The following is a 20184-nucleotide window of genomic DNA, read 5'->3' on the forward strand; positions in this document are numbered from 1 at the left end:
AGTTTCTCCCGGGGGCGGTCTTCCTCCGCCCAGTGTTTGATGGTAATTTTCTCGTCGTATGTCCGCATAAAATAAATTTAAGCGGAATAGCATAAAAACAACAAAGGGGTACCGATATGCTCGGAACCCCTTAGTTAAAGGTCATTATATAAGCTATTATTTTAAACCGTTAACGAACTTCGTCAGTTTCGATTTATTGTTGGAAGCTTTATTCTTGTGGATGATGTTCTTTTTAGCCAAACGATCAAGCATAGAGATCACCTTACTCAAAAGCGGAGTTGCTTCTGATTTTTCAGTAGTTGTACGCAATCTTTTGATAGCACTTCTGGTAGTTTTCGCCTGGTAGCGATTACGTAAACGCTTAGCTGCGTTTGATCTTATTCTCTTTATCGATGATTTATGATTTGCCATTTGTTAAGCTTGTTTGTTCCGTCCTTCTTTTAAGGACTGCAAATATAGGATGTTTATTTTAAATAAAAAACTCTATTTAAAAATATTCAATTTATGGCTTAATTCAGAACGATTTACCTTTTAAAGCTATAATGACCAATGATCCGGTAGCGAAATAAACAATCTTCTAAAACCTGCCCGGCACCGATATTGTGAACGACGAGAAATCCCTTACCGTCTGCAGATTTCCGGTTAACAACTACACCGATGTGAGACCGTTAACTCGAAATTCCATACATATCGATAGTAAATAATAAAGCTTAAGTAACTTTAGGTATGCGGCTATTATTCATGATAACTCTAATTTTCAACTTTACCTTCTGGGGATTCTTTGCGCATCAGAAAATAAATAGGCTGGCAGTTTTTACACTTCCTTCCGAAATGATTCGTTTTTATAAGAATAATATCACTTTTATAGAAGGACATGCAGTGGATCCCGACAAGCGCAGATATGCTGATACTGCCGAAGCACCGAAACATTTTATTGATGCCGACAGATATGGCAGCGCCCCTTTTGATAGCATCCCGCAAAGGTGGAAAGATGCAGTGGAAAAGTATGGAGAGAATGTACTGAATGAAAACGGAATAGTTCCCTGGCAAATTGAACGGACTTATTACTCTTTAATTAAAGCTTTCCAGGCGCGGGATTCTTTACGGATCCTAAAGATTTCGGCTGATTTAGGGCACTACATTTCGGATGCGCATGTCCCCTTACATACTACGGAGAACTATAATGGACAACTGACAGGTCAGATAGGAATCCATGGTTTCTGGGAAAGCCGTCTTCCGGAGTTGTTCCACAATGAATATGACTTTCTGGTCGGCAGGGCTCAATATATTTCTAATCCTTTGAAAGAAGCCTGGGCAATAGTAAAAAAGGCCCAAACCCACAAAGATTCTGTCTTACTCATCGAAGCGGATTTAAGCCGGAATTATCCTTCAGATAAAAAATACACGTACAGCCAGCGTAACGGACGTATTGAGCGGCAATATTCCGAAACATATGCAAGAGCCTATCACGAACGAATGAATGGAATGGTTGAAGCACAAATGAGATCCTCGATTATTAAAACAGGCAGCTTCTGGTACTCTGCATGGGTGGATGCTGGTCAGCCAGACCTACGGGATCTATTAAAAATTGAACCCGATACTAAGGAAAAACTGAAAGAAGAAAATGAGCAGCAATCTTTTGCAAAAGGAAAGATCATCGGGCGAACCGAAAATTAAACATCTCCTTCGGTCATCGTTCGGCGTGCTTTAATTGCAGCGAACACGGCTGGCAGAATAGTTACTACTATGATCACCAGCATCACGTAAGTAAAGTTGTCTTTTATAAAAGGAATGTTTCCAAATATGAATCCTATACCCAGAAAACTAACGATCCAGAAGATCCCGCCTACCACATTATAATAGGTGAACAAACCAAAGTTCATTTTTCCTATTCCCGCCACGAAAGGGGCTATTGTTCGAAAAATGGGCATAAAGCGGCTTATAACCAGCATACTGCCACCCTTCTTCTCAAAGTAACTCTGAGTTTTATGATAGTATTCTAATTTGAGCACCCGGTTCCCCGGCTTAAAGACTGTTTCGCCGAAATAATTACCAAGGAAATAGTTGACGGTATTTCCCATAATAGCTCCTGCTATTAACAAAGCGCCCATGATATAAATATCAAGTCCAGTATCCCCTTTTGCAATAAGAGCACCTACAGCAAAAAGTAGAGAATCTCCCGGAAGAAACGGTGTTACCACGAAACCGGTTTCTGCAAAGATGATCAGAAAGATAATAAGGTAGGTCCAGGTTTGGTAATCACTAACTAACTTGACGAGGTATTGATCAATGTGAAGAATGAAATCAAAAAATTGCGTTATAAGTTCCAATGGTGTTTGTAATTGAATTAAATGGTAATGAGAATAGCTATTCTAAAGCTCTGAAGGCTTTTTGCGGCTTCCACGAATCAGTTCTATAACAGGAGGAAGTATTGAGAGTATGATAATTCCGAAAATAACATAGGTGAAATTATCCTTAATAACGGGCAAGCCGCCGAAGAAGTATCCAATGAATAGAAACGAAACCACCCAGACTACCGCACCGACCACATTGTAAGAAGCAAAGCGGGCGTAACTCATTGTACCAATACCAGCTACAAATGGTGCAAATGTTCGTACAATCGGGATAAACCGGGCATAAATAATGGTTTTCCCCCCGTGCTTTAGATAGAACTGCTGGGTCTTCTCCAGATAACTAGCCTTAAGCCATTTATATTTACCACTGAACGCTTTAGGGCCAATATAATTACCGACGTGGTAATTAACAAGGTCTCCCAATATTGCCGCAATAATAAGCAGAAAGCACATCAGGAAAATATTGAGCCCGCTCTCAGGTTTGGCTATTATCGCACCGGCAGCAAACAGCAGTGAGTCTCCCGGAAGAAAGGGTGTTACTACTAGCCCTGTCTCAGCAAAGATGATGAAGAAAAGAATCAGGTAAGTCCAGGTCTGATAGTCCTGTACAATTTCAATTAAATGCTTGTCGATATGGAGTATAAAATCGAGTAGCTGCTGTATAAGTTCCAAAAGGCGTGATTTTTTACAAAAATAGAAAACTCAGGCTAAAAGACCTGAGTTTTCTGTTTTATTGCAAATGAATTATATTAATTCGTACGAAAAAACAGCACAAATAAAGGAATTAGAATTCTGACGCTGTTAAAGAAAGCTATCAGGCATATGTGTTTAACATAACCGGCATCACCAGCATCAGCACATCTTCCTGATCATCGTGTGTTTGAGGCATCAATAATCCAGCACGGTTGGGAGTACTCATTTCCAAAAGCACTTCTTCACCTCCCAGGTTATTAAGCATCTCAATCAAGAACTTGGCGTTAAAGCCAATCTCCATATCTTCACCTTCATACTGGCAAGTCAGGCGCTCATGCGCTTCATTAGCGAAATCAATATCCTCAGATGAAATATTCAATTCGCTGCCCGTGATTTTTAGTCTAACCTGGTGGGTTGTCTTATTAGCAAAGATTACGACACGTCGAAGGCAATTCAGGAAAAGGGCACGATCAATTATAAGTTTATTCGGGTTATCCTTAGGAATAACTGCCTCGTAATCAGGATATCTTTCGTCAATAAGGCGGCAAATCAAGTTGATGTTACCGAATCTGAAAAACGCGCTGGTGTTATTGTATTCAATGGCAACGTGCACTTCATCTGACGGAAGCGACGACTTAAGCAAAGTCAGCGCTTTCTTAGGCAAGATAAATGTAGTTGCAGAGTCAGATTTAGTATCAAGCCTGCGGTACCTTACCAATTTATGAGCATCGGTAGCAACAAAAGTGATGTGCTCAGGGCTCAGCTGACAGTAAACACCTGTCATAGCCGGGCGGAGTTCATCGCCGCTTACTGCAAATAGCGTTTTATTGATTGCCTCTGCAAGTACTGATGCCGGCATTTCTACTGACGAGCCATTTTCAACTACAGGAATTTTAGGGAAATCTTCTCCATTTTCACCGCTTAGCTTGTATTTACCATCGCCGGCACTGATCTCAATTGAGAAAGTTTTGTCGTCTACGGAAAATGAAATGGGCTGATCAGGTAGTGTCTTCAGTGTTTCCAATAAAATCTTTGAAGGGATTGCCACTTTGCCATCCTCTTTTGATTCTACAGCCAGTGAGGTTGTCATGCTCGTCTGAAGGTCAGTAGCAGAAACTGTCAGTGTCCCATCTTTGATCTCAAATAAAAAGTTCTCGAGAATTGGCAGGACGGTGCTGCTGCTCGATGCGCCATTAACAGCAAGCAGCTGCTTTAATAAGGTAGATGTAGAAACTATAAATCTCATATTCAATATGTCTGAAAGCAATGATAATAAAGCTTTTTGGTTTTCCTAATGGTTAGCATTAGAGAATAATCAGGTAGATTAATCAAAAATACTCCGTAAAAATATACAATTTAACGAGCATACTTCCTAATACGGAAGTAATGTTGAAAAATACCGCAGGCTATCAACATTATTAAAGGCAGGCCCAGATTTAATGCTTGCCAGAACGTCTTTTCCATGCTTATTTTAGCTTTATCCAATAGCCTCAATTTTATCTCTTTATTACGCAATCCAATAATACCTGAATCGTCAAGCAGGTAGTCCGCTGCGTTTAAAAGGAAACTTTTATTTGCAAACTGTTCTTTGGTATAACGGTCGAAACCTAATGGGTAATGAGAACCATCGGAAGCATTGACCTGATTCTTGAAAATATCTCCATCAGAAAGGATAATCATTTTACCAGTCTTGCTTTTCTCTGGCAAGCTAGAGGGTGGAGTAATTCCTGCCGGGACTGGCCTGTTCTTAAATACCGAAGGAAACTCTCCTTCCAGCAGCAAACCGGCGATCTTTACTGAATCCTGAAACAACTTCGGATCGGGTGTCTGTTCAACCATTTGCAGCGAAAGCATCGTTGGTACCTCAATTTTTCTGTTATATGGTGAAGAAGATAGAATAACCTCCCCCTTCACCCCATTAATATCGATGAGATCGATCGTTGATGGAAATTCAGAACGTATCCCGTCAAGGTTTTTAACCAGGGGATGTGTGGAAACTGGGATGAATATAGGGTAGAACAACCATGGTAAAAGCTGGATCTGAGGCTGGCCGGCAACAGTGCCCACGTTCAAAGGTATCTTTGCACTATTGAGATCGGCAATCAGGTCGTAATTAATCCGCGCTCCATACCGAAATAACATGTCATCAAGATTAAGCTTTTTTGCGAATGCTAGCTGCTCGCCCGCACCTCGCAAACTATCTAGTTCGGCACTTACCTGATCGATAGACCATAATACACGGCCGCCTCTCATCACAAAATAATCGATCTTGTACTTTTCGGCTTCGGTAAACTCCTTCTCTGGTTTTGCAATAATCAGCAATTGTAATTTATCCAAGCCTTCGAAAGGTATGGTGGCAATATCCACCCGTCCCACTTCCGACCAGTCAGCCAGTGTATTCATTGCATCGCTCAACTGAAGGTCGGTTAGTTCTCCATGACCTTCAGTGAAGCCTATTCGTTGACGTCCTCCTGAAGTTACTTTCTTTATAGTACTGGCAAAGGCATACTCCAAATTCTGAATGGAGTTATTTAAAACCTCCTGCGGATCTACTCCGGTTTGAGTTTGCAATAATTTAACCGGGATCTGCACGCCCTTGTAGGTAACCAATGCTGCCGGGAAAATAATCTTCTGCGAATTTCCGCCTTCGGTGGTCACATTCAGATTCGTTGGTTCGATACCTTTTTCAATGAGCATCTGATAGTTTGCCTGCTGGGCTTCATCGCCACCATCCATCGGATTTACGAAATCAAAGTCCAGTTTATTCCCGGAGTATGCTTCAAAATCAGTCAATACATCGAACGTTGAACTTCTTAAACGCTTAAATCCAGCTGGAAAATCATCCCCTTCAAGATAAACAGTCACCTGCACCCTATCATCCAGATTGCTTAAAATATTTTTAGTGATTGGAGAAAGTGTATATCTCTTTTCGCTGGTAAAATCGAAACGGGTAAATAATTGCGATGAGATCACATTAACAACGATAATAATCACCAAAAATGTAATGAGATATACCAGGTCCTTTTTCTTCTGCCCTACCATTTTCGACCTCCTAATACTGTTTTAGTTAACAAAAGAAACACAGCGCAAAAACTCAGGAAGTAGATCAAGTCACGTGTGTCCAATACTCCCCTGCTAATCGATTGATAGTGCTGATTGATTCCCAATCCCGTAAGGAAACTGCTAATGCCGCGCAGCGAAACAATTTGGCTGAAGGAGTCAAAGCCGTTAAAAAACAGAAAGCAAAGAAACACGGCTATAGTAAATGCAATGACCTGGTTTTTTCCTAAGGAAGATGCAAAGAGGCCTAAGCTTACGAACGCTGATCCTAACAAAAGTAAACCGATATAGGATCCGATAACAGCACCCGTATCTACATTCCCTTTAACTACTCCCAGCTGGTAAACTGTTAAATAGTAAATCAATGTAGGGATCAAAGCGAGGACGACAATTGTAATTGAAGCCAGAAACTTCCCTAAGACAATATCCCAGTCTGTAATGGGCCGTGTGGCAAGGAGTTCAAAGGTTCCGTCCTTTCTTTCTTCGGCAATCGAACGCATAGTAATAGCCGGGATTAGGAACATGAAAATATAGGGTGATATATTGAAAAAGCTATCTAAACCGGCATATCCATACTCCAGTATGCTGGATTCGGGAAACACCCACAGGAAAAGCCCGGTAACAATGAGGAAAGCAGCGATGGTAATATACGCTACTAAGGAGCTGAAAAAACCTGATATTTCTTTAAATAGTATAGCTAACACGTTGTTCTAACCTTTGTCATTCGTTAATCCTATAAATATCTCTTCGAGGCTTTTTCCTGGATAAGTTTTTCTCAATTCGCTTAATTCCCCATCTGCCACGATCTGTCCTTTATTGATAATGATAACCTGATCACAAACCGCTTCAACTTCCTGCATGATATGAGTTGAAAGGATAACCGTCTTAGTTTTTCCCAGTTCCTTAATTAGGTTGCGGATGCCTACTACCTGATTCGGATCCAATCCTGAAGTAGGTTCATCCAATATCAATACTTTCGGGTCAGGCAGGATCGCCTGAGCTAAACCCACACGTTGCCGGTAGCCCTTAGATAAGGCACCGATCTTTTTAAATTGTTCATCTCCAAGGCCGGTAAGTGCAATCACCTCGTCGATACGCTCTTTTCTGTTTGGTACCTGGTGGATATCGCAAATAAATTCAAGAGCCTCTTTTACATACATTTCCAGGTAAAGAGGGTTATGCTCAGGGAGATAACCAATGTTTTTCCGCACTTCAACAGGAGCTTCATTCACATCGTAACCACACACCGTTGCACTGCCTGCCGATTGGGGTATAAAACAGGTAAGGATCTTCATTGTTGTCGACTTACCCGCTCCATTAGGTCCTAGAAATCCAAGAACCTTCCCCGGGGCAGCTTCAAACGAAATCTCATTCACTGCCCGTTGCTGGCCATAATCCTTAGAAAGATTCGTTACCGAGATGCTCATGGTTCAAAGTTAAATATAGATGTGAGATATGAGATATGAGATATGAGAATTTTTAAAGTCAAAGTATAGTTACTTTATCCTATGTAACCTCATATCCCGTTTCTCGCTCTCGATTCTAACATCTCGTATCTCATATCTCACATCTCGTTACTATCTTTGTCACGTTATGAGCAAAAACAACGACGAACTTTTTAAAAACGTTATATCGCACACTAAGGAATACGGTTTCGTATTCCCTTCGAGTGAAATTTATGACGGATTAAGTGCAGTATATGATTACGGACAGCTGGGAGCTGAACTAAAGAACAACATCAAAACCTATTGGTGGAAAAGCATGGTCCAGCTAAATGAAAACATTGTGGGATTGGATTCTGCAATTTTCATGCATCCGAAGATTTGGAAAGCCAGCGGACATGTCGATGGTTTTGCGGATCCGATGATCGACAACAAAGATTCCAAGAAACGGTATCGTGCCGATAATTTAATTGAAGATAAAATTGCCCGTTATGAAAAAGACGGCAAAACCGATAAGGCAAATAAGCTGCAATCTGACATGGAAACGGCCTTGTCTGCAGATGACCTTCCTGCATTAAAGGCTCTGATCGAAGAGCATGAAATAGTTTGCCCGGTTTCTGGTACCAGGAACTGGACTGATGTGCGTCAATTCAATCTGATGTTTTCTACTCAGATGGGGGCCATGGCAGAAGATTCAGATCAGGTGTACCTAAGGCCTGAAACAGCCCAGGGTATTTTTGTAAACTTTCTTAACGTTCAGAAATCAGGCAGGATGCGTATACCGTTTGGAATTGCGCAAATTGGTAAAGCATTTAGAAATGAGGTTATAGCCCGCCAGTTCATCATGCGTATGAGGGAGTTTGAACAAATGGAGATGCAATTCTTTGTCAAACCAGGAACAGAAATGGAGTGGTATAAACACTGGAAAGAAGCGCGGCTGAAATGGCATCTTGCTGTAGGTACTGCTCCTGAAAAATATCGCTTTCACGATCATGTAAAACTGGCACACTATGCTAATGCAGCGGTCGATATAGAATTCGAATTCCCGTTTGGGTTCAAAGAAGTAGAAGGTATACACAGCCGTACAGACTTCGATCTGAGCCAGCACGAGAAGTTCTCTGGTAAGAAACTGCAATATTTCGACACAGTAGAAAATAAGAACTATGTCCCGTATGTTATCGAAACATCGATAGGCCTGGATAGAATGTTTTTACTCACTTTGTGCAATGCTTATGAAGAACAAGACCTGAGTACTGAAGAAAAACAAGACTCCCGGACAGTCCTACGCCTCCACCCTTGCCTTGCACCGGTGAAAGCAGCAATTCTGCCTCTTACAAAGAAAGACGGACTTCCCGAAAAAGCCCGCGAGATAATGGATGCTCTAAAACTGGATTTCAATCTGCAATATGATGAGAAGGATTCAATTGGAAAACGCTATCGCAGGCAGGATGCTATCGGCACTCCATTTTGTATTACCATTGACCACCAAACCCTCGAGGACAATACAGTTACCATAAGGCACCGTGATAGTATGGAACAAGAACGCGTGGGAGCTGAAGCGCTTGATCAAATAATCGGCAACCTGGTCAGCTGGAAGAATCTATTGAAATAATATTAATGAAACAATAGCGAAGCGCCACTCTAACAAGGTGGCGTTTTTTGGTTGTATGCAATTCTCAAAGGCACTATCCTTTCTTATTTAAAACATTCTATTTTCTTGAGTGTACTATTATTGAAAGCGATGGGAATTTCCCTGGTTAAACTCCAATCTGTTCATATCATACCTGATCTTTTTAGAACGAAGAAACACGATAATGAAGATAGCAATCACGGGTGCAAATGGATTTGTTGGAGCGGCCCTCTGCAGATATTTTTACAAGAAAGGACATGAGATTATTGCTCTCGGCAATCAAAAAAATCCCAGTCAGAACCTCTTAAAAATCGCCAGGTATATCTCTGCGGATATCACAGGAACCATAGATGAAATTTATGCTGATGTATGTATTCATGCGGCAGCTTTATCATCCGACAATGACACTTACAAAAGTTTAATTTTAAGAAACGTCGAAGGCACTTTAAACGTAGTTGAAGCAGCAAGAAATTGCGCGTTCTTCGTTCACATTTCTTCATCATCTGTCTACCAATTCAGCGATCATCCGGTCACTGAAGACGAAGCTTGTATTCAGTCGGACTTAAGTGATTATGGGGAAACTAAACTACTTGCAGAGGATATCGTAGAATTAGAGATACCAGCTCACCAAAAACGGCTTATTCTAAGGCCGAGAGCAATCTATGGTATGGGCGACCCGATACTCCTGCCCCGGTTATTAAGTCTTGTAAAAGGCAATTTTCTATTTTGCCCCTTCAAGTATCACACCCAAAGTTCGCTCACGCACGTCGACAATATTGGATATGCAATAGAACTCTACATAAAACAAGCAAACACTCCCCAATTTCAGATATTCAATATAACAGATGAAAAGCCCTACTTCTTGAGACAATTGGCTGTGGATTGTACGTCTGCAGTCGAAAAGAGAAAGTTAATCCCTGTTACATTGCCAGCCTCATTAATGAAATTGTTTTCGTTTCTTAACTCTTACCCAATTAAAAGCAGTAATAGTAGCAGACCAGTCCTACAACCTGTTGGAGACCATTCTGTCCTGGATATCTCAAGAATAAAGGAAGTGTTAAAATACAATCCTTCTAAGAACTTCTACAATTCATATACTGAGATTGCGAGCTGGGTCGACAGCTTTGGAAACTCAACAAGCTATCGAAAACGCCTTGCAGACGCCCCCTGGAGCGTTAGCGTATAGTACTCTTCTGTGACAATCCCTCGATCCAAAATTTGTATATTTGATTATACAAAAAAGGAATACTATAGAAAAAAATCATACTCTAGCTCTCGATAATAATCTTATAAACTGTTACGTTTAAGAAACAATAACTGAGTAAAATATGAAAATGAACACCGTTTATGCGTTTGGCGCATTACTTGCCATCAGTATACTACCCGCAATTAGCTGGGTATCAGCAAAAAAAACTCAATTAGAAGTTTTCGATGCACCTTCTGATTCAGCATCTGTAAAAATTACCCCAAGTTATTCTAATACACAGTTATTCGACCAATATGTTGAATCATCATACAACGAAACTAATCTTGCTGAGAGCGGACTGGATTCAGCTGTATATAGAAAAGCTTTAGTAGGTTACTTTAATCTTAAGAAAACTAATTTGGTTTCTCCGGAACGTCAAATAGTGACTATCATTGATTTTAATCGCAAAAGTTCACAAAAGCGTTTATGGATAGTCGATCTTGCTAGTAATAAACTTTTGTTTCATACATTAGTTGCACACGGACAAGGTAGTGGTGGTGATATGGCCACTAACTTTTCAAATACTGAAAATTCACATCAGAGCAGTCTTGGATTTTATATCACAAGTGAGACGTATTTTGGAAAACATGGTTTGTCGATGAAACTTGAAGGTATGGACAAAGGATTTAATACAAATGCAAGGGACCGTGCCGTGGTAGTTCACGGAGCTGAATACGTGAGCCAGGCGTTCGTTAACAAAACCGGCCGCCTTGGTAGAAGTCACGGTTGCCCAGCTCTTCCTGTTGATTTGACTAAAACAATTATCAATACTATTAAAGGCCAGACCTTATTATTCATCAATGGCCCGGCTACAAATTATAGCTCAAATTATCTTGATCAGGAAGTTGCAGTTTCAAATTTCCTTAACTCAGGAAAAACAGTTCAGGCGAGCATCTAGCTCTTAAGTAGACTTTATGCAAAGAGAGATATGAATAGTCATATCTCTCTTTTGCTTTTTATATCTTTGCATAGTTCATATGCAAAAACTCGAGAAGTTCCTCACCCTGTATCCTGAAAAGGCATTTTTCCTTCTTCTCCTGTATGCACTTCCGGCCTTTTTTATTAATCTGGGCCTTTTGCCTTTATTCGCAGACGAGCCTACGCGAGCGAATGTAGCTCTCGAAATGATCCTGTCGGGAAACTATGCTGTACCAACAATCGGGGGCGAATACTATTATAACAAACCTCCCCTTTACAATTGGATACTAGCTGGATTTTATCTGGTAACTGGTAGCTATTCAGAATTCGTTACTCGTCTTCCTGCCTTAATTCCAATGTTTTTGTTTGCCATAACTATTTTTTATTCTGTTAGTTATTTTATAAAAGACAAACGCATCGCTCTGGTCAGTGCAATACTTTTTCTGGTTAACGGAAGAATGCTTATATATGATTCCATGCTGGGTCATATCGATATTTTTTATTCCTGGCTAACTTTCGGGTCGTTTATGTTCATCTATTTCTTCTACGAGAAAAAGAGATGGTTCTGGCTTTTCTTCGTTTCCTATCTGATTACAGCACTGACCTTTCTGGCTAAGGGCCTTCCGTCAATAGTTTTTCAGGGGTTCACTCTTTTAGCTTTGCTCGCATATACAAAGAACATTGCGAAATTATTTAGCTGGCAGCATATCCTTAGCGGGATGTTCTGCCTGCTATTGATAAGTGCTTATTTCTTAAATTATTACAAGTACAACCCAAATCTGGAAGGCTACCTGAGTACAATATGGGATCAAAGCAGTAAACGAACTGCAACAGAGTTCGGCATTCTGGCTACAGCTCAATACATGCTGCTTTTTCCTTTCGAGCATATCGGCCACCTCTTTCCGGCAAGCTTGCTCTTACTGTTCTGCTTTCATAAGTATTTTATTCCCGGGATCATAAACAATCCCTTTCTGAAATACCTGGCGATTATATTGCTGGCAAACATATGGGTTTATTGGCTGTCTCCTCAAACCCGGCCAAGATACCTTCTTATGCTTTACCCATTGCTCTTTATAATCTGGAGCCATGCATATTATAGTTATCGGGACAAGCTTCCCAAAATAAATAAGGTATTTGAACGATTTATACTCATTCTGGCCATAATCGTAAGTCTTGTTGGGCCAACTGCTTTGTTTTTTAGCCTTTCCTCATACGTTCCTTATCTGGAAATAAAAGTCATACTAGTCTTTGTCCTTTCCGCATTGTCTACCCTATTTATATATCGCTCCCAAACTCAAAAACTATGGGGATTTCTAGCTTTCTTAATAACTGTACGACTGGCCTTCAGCTTCTTTGTACTTCCGCATCGCGCTTATCACAAAACAGAAAATCAATTTAAACAAGCAGCGATCGAAATGGGCACCATCACTAAGGGGCAGCCTTTTTTCTTTTACCAATACCATCCTCCTGAGTCACATATACCCTTCCACGACCGGTTAATTTTTTACATCGAAAGGACTCGTATGGAGAAGGTGAAATTCACTGAGGATTCGGCTAAGCCAGGTTATTATTTTACCTTTGACCGGGATTTAAACGACCCGAACGCTCATTTGATAAGAAAATATCAGGACCTAAAACTTTACCACGTAAGATGAGAGAACTCTCAGTTGTGATCACTGTTCTTAATGAGCGTGATAATATTGAGCCGCTGTTGGCGGAAATACGAAGTGCTTTAAGTACTATCGACTATGAAGTGATCTTTGTAGATGACGGTTCTTCGGACGGTACACAAAAAGAGATCCGAAAGCATGCTGATAACCGAAACAGCCTGGTTGAACTTCGTAAAAACTACGGTCAAAGTACAGCTATGACCGCTGGTATAGATCATGCCAGTGGAAAATATATTGCGCTAATCGATGGAGATCTCCAAAATGATCCTTCAGATATCCCATCTATGCTCCAAAAGCTAAAGGATGAAGATTGGGATGTGGTGGCTGGAAACAGAGCTAATCGCAAGGATGGGATGTTTCTAAGAAAAGTGCCCTCAAAAATCGCCAACGCCATAATCAGACGGATGACTGGTGTATACATTAAAGACTATGGTTGCACTTTAAAGATATTCAAACGTGAGATAGCTGAGGATCTGGGAATTTATGGTGAGCTTCACCGGTTTATCCCTGTTTTAGCTAAACTTCAGGGTGCAAGCATTACACAGGTAGATGTTAAACATCATGCCCGTATCCATGGTACTTCGAAATATGGCCTGGGTCGTACATTTAAGGTAATGGCCGACCTGGTCACCATGGTGTTTTTCAGAAAATATATCCAAAAACCCATGCATTTGTTCGGGACGATGGGTTTTATTTCATTCGGCATAGGAATTTTGATTAATGTCTATCTACTGATTCTTAAATTAATGGGTCAGGATATCTGGGGAAAACCAATATTGATACTGGGTCTCATACTTTTAATTGCAGGAATACAGCTTATTACTTTCGGGATATTAGCTGAAATCAACGTCAGGACTTATTTCGAAGGAACAAATAGAAAAACTTATCAGGTTAGAAGAATTTTTAATGGACAAAACGAAAAGCTGGAACATAGCTAAGCTTCTGTTAAAGATTTCAATTACAGGATTATCACTCTATCTGGTATCCCGAAAAGTTGAATTGAATGATCTGAAAGATGCTTTTAGTGAGTCGAACCCTCTTTTCCTGTTTTTTGCCTTTATCGCTTTTCTAATTTCCCAGATCATCTCCGCCTCCCGGCTCAATACCTTCTTTAAAGGCATTGGCTTAAATATCTCCGAAATCTACAATTTCAAGATCTACCTCTTAGGGATGTTTTATAACCTATTTCTGCCCGGTGGTATAGGCGGTGATGGATATAAAATCTTTTTATTAAGGAAGAAGTTTTCAATTAAAGGCAGGAAACTTTTTCAGGCAATATTTTTTGACCGTTTAAGTGGTCTCTGGGCATTGGGTTTAATAATCTCGACCCTAACTATTTTCATCCCATACCTGGGTATCCCAAACTGGATCCCAATTACGACCGTGATTACAGGAAGTATAGTGTACTATTTCGTCATGCGGCACTATTTTTCCGATTATAGCCACAATTTTTTACTAACACATGGTAAGGCACTTCTGGTGCAATCAATGCAGCTTGTCTCGGTAATAATCTTATTATACGCTTTAAATCACGAAGGAAAATTCGCACCGTATCTTTTCATGTTCCTGATTTCATCATTAGTTGCCATCTTCCCGTTTACTGTGGGGGGCTTGGGCGCAAGGGAACTGGTATTCGTATATGGTGCTCAATTTTTTCAAATGGATCAGCATTTGGCGGTTATCATAAGCCTCCTGTTTTATTGTATTTCAGCTATTTTATCCCTGAGCGGGATTTACTTCGTATTCTACCCAAAGCAGTTAAGGAAAAAGAAAATCGAACTGCGATGATCGTCATATAAGCAACCTTTAGGTTATTTAAGGTATTTTAATTTTGAACGTCGCGTGTTTTGAGATACCAGGAGTAGAAACTTTCAAGGCCAGTCTTTAAATCCGTGGAAGGATGGTAGTTGAGCAGTTTTTTCGCTTTCTGTATATCGGCGAATGTCTGGGGCACATCGCCGGGTTGTTCTGGCAATCGGTCAATAACCGCTTTTTTTCCACAGGACTCTTCTATTGCATCAATAAGTTCGCTAAGCATTACGGTTTGGTGATTGCCTAAATTTATTATTTCGAAAATAGATGCTTCATAAGATATGGCAGCCTCGATACCACTGACGATGTCATCCACGTAGGTATAATCCCTGCTGGTAGACCCATCTCCGAAAACCGGGATCGGCTGGCCATTGATGATGGATTTAAAAAACTTATGAATTGCAAGGTCAGGTCTCTGGCCCGGGCCATATACTGTAAAAAAACGTAGTGCTAAAAAGCGGATTCCATACAGATGGCTATAAACGTGTCCAAGCATCTCACATGAAAGTTTTGTAGATGCATAGGGACTTATAGGCAGAAGCTTATCTTCTTCAGACCATGGAACGTTTTGATTGATTCCATAAACACTACTGGAAGATGCGAACACGAACTGTGAAATATTTCTCTTCTTCGCAAATTCTAAAAGGTTCTGAGTCCCCCCTACATTTACTTCCTGACAAATAACTGGATCTTTGATACTCGGCCTAACTCCGGCCTTAGCTGCCAGATGTACAATTACATCAATGTCACCAAGTGCATCGAGATCAGACATATTCCTGATATCACCTTCGTAAAAACGGAAGTTATCATTACCCGCAAAACAAAGTATATTTTCTTCTTTATCAGCACGAGGATAAAAGGCATCAAAATTGTCCAGACCAATAACGTAATAGCGCCCATCCCGTAACAAACTGCCGATCAAGTTACTTCCAATAAATCCTGCAGCTCCCGTAATGAGTATTCGCTTTTTCATAATAACAATGGCGGTAAAAGTACAAAAATATACACGTTTTAGTAGTAAAATGGCGTTAATCAAAAACAAGAGCACGAATAAATCCGTAACTTTATATTTTAAATATTTTTAAATCAGACACCATGTCGAGTTTTAATGATTTTAATAATCCACAGGTAAAAGGGCTTCCAAAACACCTGCGGCAATTCATTGTCGAGCAGCACTACAAACACTATACACCGGTAGATCATGCTGTTTGGCGCTACGTTATGCGCCAGAATTATAGCTACCTTAAGGACATAGCCTACTATCCATACATTCCAGGCCTGGAGGCTGCCGGGCTGACAATTGAAAAAATTCCTGATTTACAGGAAATGAATAATGCCCTGGAGAAAATTGGTTGGGGAGCTGTAACGGTCGATGGGTTTATCCCACCCTCTGCCTTCATGGAATATCAATCCTACAGGGTCCTGGTAATTGCAGCAGATATCCGTCAGCTCCATCATATCGAATACACGCCAGCACCGGATATCATTCACGAGTCGGCAGGCCATGCCCCTATTATTGCCGATAAAGATTATCATGAATATCTAAGTTATTTTGGATCAATTGGTGCAAAAGCTATGTTTTCGTCCAAGGATTTTGAACTGTATGAAGCTATTCGCGAACTGTCAATACTTAAGGAAATGCATGATGCCGATCCAGCTGTACTGCGTAAAGCAGAAAAAAGGGTAGATTTCTGTCAGAAAAATCTAGGTGATCCATCAGAGATGGCATTGTTGAGCCGCTTACACTGGTGGACAGTTGAATACGGATTAATTGGAACACTGGAAGAACCAAAAATATATGGCGCCGGGCTTCTTTCTTCGATTGGAGAAAGTGCCAGCTGTATGAGTCCGTCAGTTACCAAAAATTGGTACACCCTGGAGGCGATTAATTACCCTTTTGACATCACGAAAACCCAACCCCAGCTTTTTGTAACGCCTGATTTTCAAAACCTGATAACAGTATTGGAGCAGTTTGCAGACACCATGGCTTTTCGTCGCGGCGGTTCAGAAAGTATATTGAAAGCTATCGAATGTAAAAACATTTGCACAGCAGTTTACAGTTCCGGCCTTCAGGTGAGCGGCGTATTTACTGATGTTGGAATGGCAAGTAACGATGACCTTCAATTTATAAAAACCAGCGGCCCAAGTGCCTTGTCATATGGCGAAAAACAACTGGATGGGCATAGTAAACTCTATCACGTTGATGGCTTTTCGTCCCCAGTCGGGCGGTTAAAAGATTTCATTCTTCCACTCGAACAAGCTTCAAATGATGAACTTGTTACGTTAGGTATCATACCGAAACAAACTGCAACTTTAGATTTTACCAGTGGAATAACCGTTACGGGAAAAGTAAAATCGATAGAAAAAAGAGATGGCAAAGTACTTCTGATCAGTTTTACCGATTGTACAGTAACGAATGACCGCAAGGAAATACTATTTGATCCTTCATGGGGAACATATGATATGGCTGTGGGTGAAAAAATCGTATCGGTGTTTTGCGGAGCCGCAGATAAAGATTCCTTCGAAGAAACAGCACCCGTTTCTAAAACGACTACATATCATCCGGAATATAATGCGGAAATAAAAGAATACCATGAACTTTTCCGTAAAGTGCGTGATATACGAGAGAATCATTCGGCCTACGACCAATTATTGAATGTATGGGAAAAAATCCAAAATGACTACAGAGAGGACTGGCTTTGCTCTATGGAAATTTTGGAAATTATGGAGCATGAAGAACTTTACAGTGACACTTCAAGGGATATAAGGATATACCTTGAAATGAAGGCTTCCAATGAACCTGCATTAACCAAGTTAATACATGACGGATTTTATCTGATTAAAAACCCGGTAAACCAGTTAACTAATTGAACTAATGAACATTGTAATTACAGGTGCTAGCAGTGGAGTAGGATTTGAATCGGTCCTGGAACTAATAGGAAGTAATTCAAATAGAATTGTTGCACTAGCCCGTTCGGAAGATAAACTAAGGAAATTGCAGGAAATTGCACTTGCTTTAAATCCGGACTGTAACCTTTACAGTGCAAAATTTGATATTGTACACGATGATTACGAAACAGGGCTTATACCTTTTATAAAAGAAAGAATGGGGACAGTGGATGTTTTGATCAACAATGCGGGGTCGTTAATAAACAAGCCGTTTATGCAAATTTCACAATTGGATTTTGCAGAAATGCTCCAAAACAACCTTCTTGGGCATTTAAAAATGATTCAGAATATAGTCCCGCTTATGTCCCCGAAAAGCCATATTGTTAACATTGGAAGCATGGGCGGATTTCAGGGAAGTGAAAAATTTCCCGGGCTTGCGGCGTATTCTGCGAGCAAAGCTGCATTACATGTTTTAACTGAATGCCTGGCGGTCGAACTTGCGGAAAAGGAAATTAGCGTGAATTGTCTGGCACTTGGTTCGGCTCAAACAGAAATGCTTGAAAAAGCTTTTCCAGACTATCAATCGCCCGTTTTGGCTTTTGAAATGGGTAAGTATATTGCCGATTTTGCTCTCACAGGCCACAAATTCTTTAATGGGAAAATTATTCCTGTGGCCCGTAACACCCCTTAAATCATGAAAATATTTAAATATTTAATCCCTGCCATTATTTTCGCAGTTGCTTGTCAAAGTGAACCTACCAAAACAGCTGCAGTCGCTGAGACAGCAGAGTCTTTGGATCAAGGCAAGACCCTCGTTCTTCCCTGGAGTGTACAGTTCAATGAAAGCACCCATGCTATGGAGATCAATAGAGAGCCTGCAGCCGATATGACCAATTTGCAGCCGGCAGATATTGTCGATGCCATAAATATTAAGTACCCTGAAATCAAGCTTTCACTGGTGAAGTTGGAAAGCAATACGGCCTTTGTAAATATCTCGGACGCGACCTATTTAACCCAGCGGTCTGGAAGCGATGGAGCCCGGGCTTATCTGGCAGAAGCTACCTACTCACTGACTGAACTGGAGGGTATTGAGTCAGTAGATTTTAGCTTTAAAGAAGGCGATCATGCTCGTCCGGGTGTTTATACCCGATCGAAGTTTCAGTTCTAGAAAAACAAGGAAGACAATCGGACTCTAAAGACTTGGGGATCAGTGTAATAAGGTCCTCCAAATTCAAACCATATTCTTTATCAAAAAAGGACAGGAGCCCGTGCTCCTGCCCTCCCATTTAAATCTACCCCTACTTTTTACCAAGCATGAGTAAGTCATTCACCACAATCTCGGTGAAATACTTTTTGACACCTTCCTTATCAGTATAGGAATGGCTCGTTAGCTTCCCTTCAACGCTAACTTCCGAACCCTTGTGAAGATACTTTTCAGCGATGGTTGCGAGTCCGTCCCACATAATTAAATTGTGCCATTGTGTTTCTTCCACCTTTTCGCCTTTATCGTTCTTGTACGAATCGTTTGTTGCGATGGCCATTTTAGCCAACTTCTTTTTCTCTCCGACTACTTTTACCTCAGGTTCCGTGCCTAAAAACCCCATCAGGCGGACGCTGTTTCTTAAATTACTCATGATGTTAAAATTTAAATAATTCTTGACGAACACCGACCGGCCTTCGGGCAGTGACACACCAAAGATGAGATGAACTAAAAAAATTAACCGGAGAATAATCGGATATACACGCTTATACTCGTTTTCACACGCATTCTGGTAAATTCAGCAATCTATTTTAAATTATGGAACGAGAATGTTTAGACTGCGGATCGCTTTTAAGGGGCAGGTCAGACAAAAAATTCTGCGACGATCAATGCCGAAGCCATTATAACAATGGCCTCAGATCAGCGTCATTATCCACCCTTAGACCGGTGAACGCAATTCTCCGGAAAAATCATTCCATTTTGACCAAGCTTTGCGTTCGTAATAAGATCAGATTAAAAAAAGAAGATTTGTTGTGTTATGGTTTTAATATAAATTACCACACCCATCTCTATAATAACAAGAATGGAAACACCTGTTATTTTTGTTATGACTATGGTTATATAAGATTGGAGGGAGACATATTTTTACTCGTGAAAGACCGGCAGCTTTAGAAACAGGGCGAAGGTTTTAATATCTTTGGGTCAAAAAACAGATGAGTGATAACAGCCGATGCCCCAAATGCCATTCAGAATTTACCTATCCTGAACGGAACATGATAGTTTGTTCTCAATGCTTTCATGAATGGAAACCTACTGAAGAGAGCAAAAAAGACGAAAGCACAATTAAAATAATTGACTCTAATGGAAACGAGTTAAAAGACGGCGATTCGGTGATCATAATAAAGGATCTTCCGGTAAAAGGCGCTCCAAAACCGTTAAAAGCCGGAACTAAAGTAAAAAATATTCGCCTTGTCGATGGAGACCATAATA

The 20184-nt window shown here is 40.6% G+C and carries 21 protein-coding genes; 11 read left to right on the plus strand and 10 right to left on the minus strand.

The window, feature by feature from the left end; genetic code table 11:
• Positions 1-156 precede the first annotated feature (156 nt).
• The gene (gene rpsT, locus WBJ10_RS15905; RefSeq protein ID WP_424292054.1) at positions 157-411 is read right to left on the minus strand and encodes a 30S ribosomal protein S20; all 255 of its coding nucleotides are present in this window, start codon (positions 409-411) and stop codon (positions 157-159) included.
• Positions 412-524: 113 nt separating this feature from the next.
• A complete protein-coding gene (locus WBJ10_RS15910) occupies positions 525-659 on the minus strand; it encodes a DUF1287 domain-containing protein (protein WP_424292093.1) in 135 nt (44 codons plus the stop codon).
• A gap of 82 nt (positions 660-741) precedes the next feature.
• On the opposite strand from WBJ10_RS15910, the gene WBJ10_RS15915 reads away from it, so the two are divergent.
• Positions 742-1677 (plus strand): zinc dependent phospholipase C family protein, encoded by a 936-nt coding sequence (locus tag WBJ10_RS15915; RefSeq protein ID WP_424292056.1) that lies wholly within the window; start codon positions 742-744, stop codon positions 1675-1677.
• Here the strand turns inward: WBJ10_RS15915 and WBJ10_RS15920 are convergent.
• The 6 genes from WBJ10_RS15920 to WBJ10_RS15945 all read right to left on the minus strand — a co-directional run bounded on the left by WBJ10_RS15920 (position 1674) and on the right by WBJ10_RS15945 (position 7534).
• Positions 1674-2330 (minus strand): VTT domain-containing protein, encoded by a 657-nt coding sequence (locus tag WBJ10_RS15920; RefSeq protein WP_424292058.1) that lies wholly within the window; start codon positions 2328-2330, stop codon positions 1674-1676. The two genes, WBJ10_RS15915 and WBJ10_RS15920, sit on opposite strands and share 4 nt — an antisense overlap.
• A 42-nt stretch (positions 2331-2372) precedes the next feature.
• Positions 2373-3026 (minus strand): DedA family protein, encoded by a 654-nt coding sequence (locus WBJ10_RS15925; RefSeq protein ID WP_424292060.1) that lies wholly within the window; start codon positions 3024-3026, stop codon positions 2373-2375.
• 142 nt (positions 3027-3168) lie between these two features.
• On the minus strand, positions 3169-4293 hold the full coding sequence (gene dnaN / locus WBJ10_RS15930) for a DNA polymerase III subunit beta (protein WP_424292062.1): 1125 nt from the start codon (positions 4291-4293) through the stop codon (positions 3169-3171).
• A 110-nt stretch (positions 4294-4403) separates the two neighbouring features.
• A complete protein-coding gene (gene gldG, locus WBJ10_RS15935) occupies positions 4404-6089 on the minus strand; it encodes a gliding motility-associated ABC transporter substrate-binding protein GldG (RefSeq protein WP_424292064.1) in 1686 nt (561 codons plus the stop codon).
• Positions 6083-6811, minus strand: coding sequence for a gliding motility-associated ABC transporter permease subunit GldF (gldF, locus tag WBJ10_RS15940; RefSeq protein WP_424292066.1), 729 nt, complete (start codon positions 6809-6811; stop codon positions 6083-6085). Before gldF ends, gldG begins: the two co-directional genes overlap by 7 nt.
• Positions 6812-6817: 6 nt before the next feature.
• A complete protein-coding gene (locus tag WBJ10_RS15945) occupies positions 6818-7534 on the minus strand; it encodes an ATP-binding cassette domain-containing protein (protein WP_424292068.1) in 717 nt (238 codons plus the stop codon).
• Between the two features lie 166 nt (positions 7535-7700).
• On the opposite strand from WBJ10_RS15945, the gene WBJ10_RS15950 reads away from it, so the two are divergent.
• The 6 genes from WBJ10_RS15950 to WBJ10_RS15975 all read left to right on the plus strand — a co-directional run bounded on the left by WBJ10_RS15950 (position 7701) and on the right by WBJ10_RS15975 (position 14801).
• The gene (locus tag WBJ10_RS15950; RefSeq protein ID WP_424292070.1) at positions 7701-9161 is read left to right on the plus strand and encodes a glycine--tRNA ligase; all 1461 of its coding nucleotides are present in this window, start codon (positions 7701-7703) and stop codon (positions 9159-9161) included.
• A 202-nt stretch (positions 9162-9363) separates the two neighbouring features.
• Positions 9364-10365, plus strand: coding sequence for an NAD-dependent epimerase/dehydratase family protein (locus WBJ10_RS15955; RefSeq protein ID WP_424292072.1), 1002 nt, complete (start codon positions 9364-9366; stop codon positions 10363-10365).
• A 148-nt stretch (positions 10366-10513) separates the two neighbouring features.
• Positions 10514-11323, plus strand: coding sequence for a murein L,D-transpeptidase catalytic domain family protein (locus WBJ10_RS15960; protein ID WP_424292074.1), 810 nt, complete (start codon positions 10514-10516; stop codon positions 11321-11323).
• A 79-nt stretch (positions 11324-11402) separates the two neighbouring features.
• On the plus strand, positions 11403-12998 hold the full coding sequence (locus WBJ10_RS15965) for an ArnT family glycosyltransferase (protein ID WP_424292075.1): 1596 nt from the start codon (positions 11403-11405) through the stop codon (positions 12996-12998).
• Positions 12995-13951 (plus strand): glycosyltransferase family 2 protein, encoded by a 957-nt coding sequence (locus WBJ10_RS15970; RefSeq protein WP_424292077.1) that lies wholly within the window; start codon positions 12995-12997, stop codon positions 13949-13951. Before WBJ10_RS15965 ends, WBJ10_RS15970 begins: the two co-directional genes overlap by 4 nt.
• Positions 13920-14801, plus strand: a complete 882-nt coding sequence (locus WBJ10_RS15975; protein WP_424292079.1) for a lysylphosphatidylglycerol synthase transmembrane domain-containing protein — start codon at positions 13920-13922, stop codon at positions 14799-14801. Before WBJ10_RS15970 ends, WBJ10_RS15975 begins: the two co-directional genes overlap by 32 nt.
• 37 nt (positions 14802-14838) lie before the next feature.
• Here the strand turns inward: WBJ10_RS15975 and WBJ10_RS15980 are convergent, their stop codons facing one another.
• Positions 14839-15798 (minus strand): NAD-dependent epimerase/dehydratase family protein, encoded by a 960-nt coding sequence (locus WBJ10_RS15980; RefSeq protein WP_424292081.1) that lies wholly within the window; start codon positions 15796-15798, stop codon positions 14839-14841.
• A gap of 122 nt (positions 15799-15920) precedes the next feature.
• On the opposite strand from WBJ10_RS15980, the gene WBJ10_RS15985 reads away from it, so the two are divergent.
• The 3 genes from WBJ10_RS15985 to WBJ10_RS15995 are packed head-to-tail and all read left to right on the plus strand — an operon-like array spanning position 15921 to position 18882.
• A complete protein-coding gene (locus WBJ10_RS15985) occupies positions 15921-17696 on the plus strand; it encodes an aromatic amino acid hydroxylase (protein WP_424292083.1) in 1776 nt (591 codons plus the stop codon).
• A gap of 4 nt (positions 17697-17700) precedes the next feature.
• Positions 17701-18405 carry an SDR family oxidoreductase gene (locus WBJ10_RS15990; RefSeq protein ID WP_424292085.1) on the plus strand — a complete coding sequence of 235 codons (705 nt, stop codon included), beginning with the start codon at positions 17701-17703 and terminating at the stop codon, positions 18403-18405.
• A gap of 3 nt (positions 18406-18408) precedes the next feature.
• Positions 18409-18882 carry a GerMN domain-containing protein gene (locus WBJ10_RS15995; RefSeq protein ID WP_424292087.1) on the plus strand — a complete coding sequence of 158 codons (474 nt, stop codon included), beginning with the start codon at positions 18409-18411 and terminating at the stop codon, positions 18880-18882.
• Between the two features lie 130 nt (positions 18883-19012).
• Here the strand turns inward: WBJ10_RS15995 and WBJ10_RS16000 are convergent, their stop codons facing one another.
• Positions 19013-19348 carry a single-stranded DNA-binding protein gene (locus WBJ10_RS16000; RefSeq protein WP_424292089.1) on the minus strand — a complete coding sequence of 112 codons (336 nt, stop codon included), beginning with the start codon at positions 19346-19348 and terminating at the stop codon, positions 19013-19015.
• A 559-nt stretch (positions 19349-19907) separates the two neighbouring features.
• On the opposite strand from WBJ10_RS16000, the gene WBJ10_RS16005 reads away from it, so the two are divergent.
• A partial coding sequence (locus WBJ10_RS16005; protein ID WP_424292091.1) for a zinc ribbon domain-containing protein YjdM occupies positions 19908-20184 on the plus strand: 277 nt, incomplete at its 3' end.

The sequence above is a fragment of the Daejeonella sp. genome, from assembly GCF_049655485.1.
Taxonomy (GTDB): domain Bacteria; phylum Bacteroidota; class Bacteroidia; order Sphingobacteriales; family Sphingobacteriaceae; genus Daejeonella.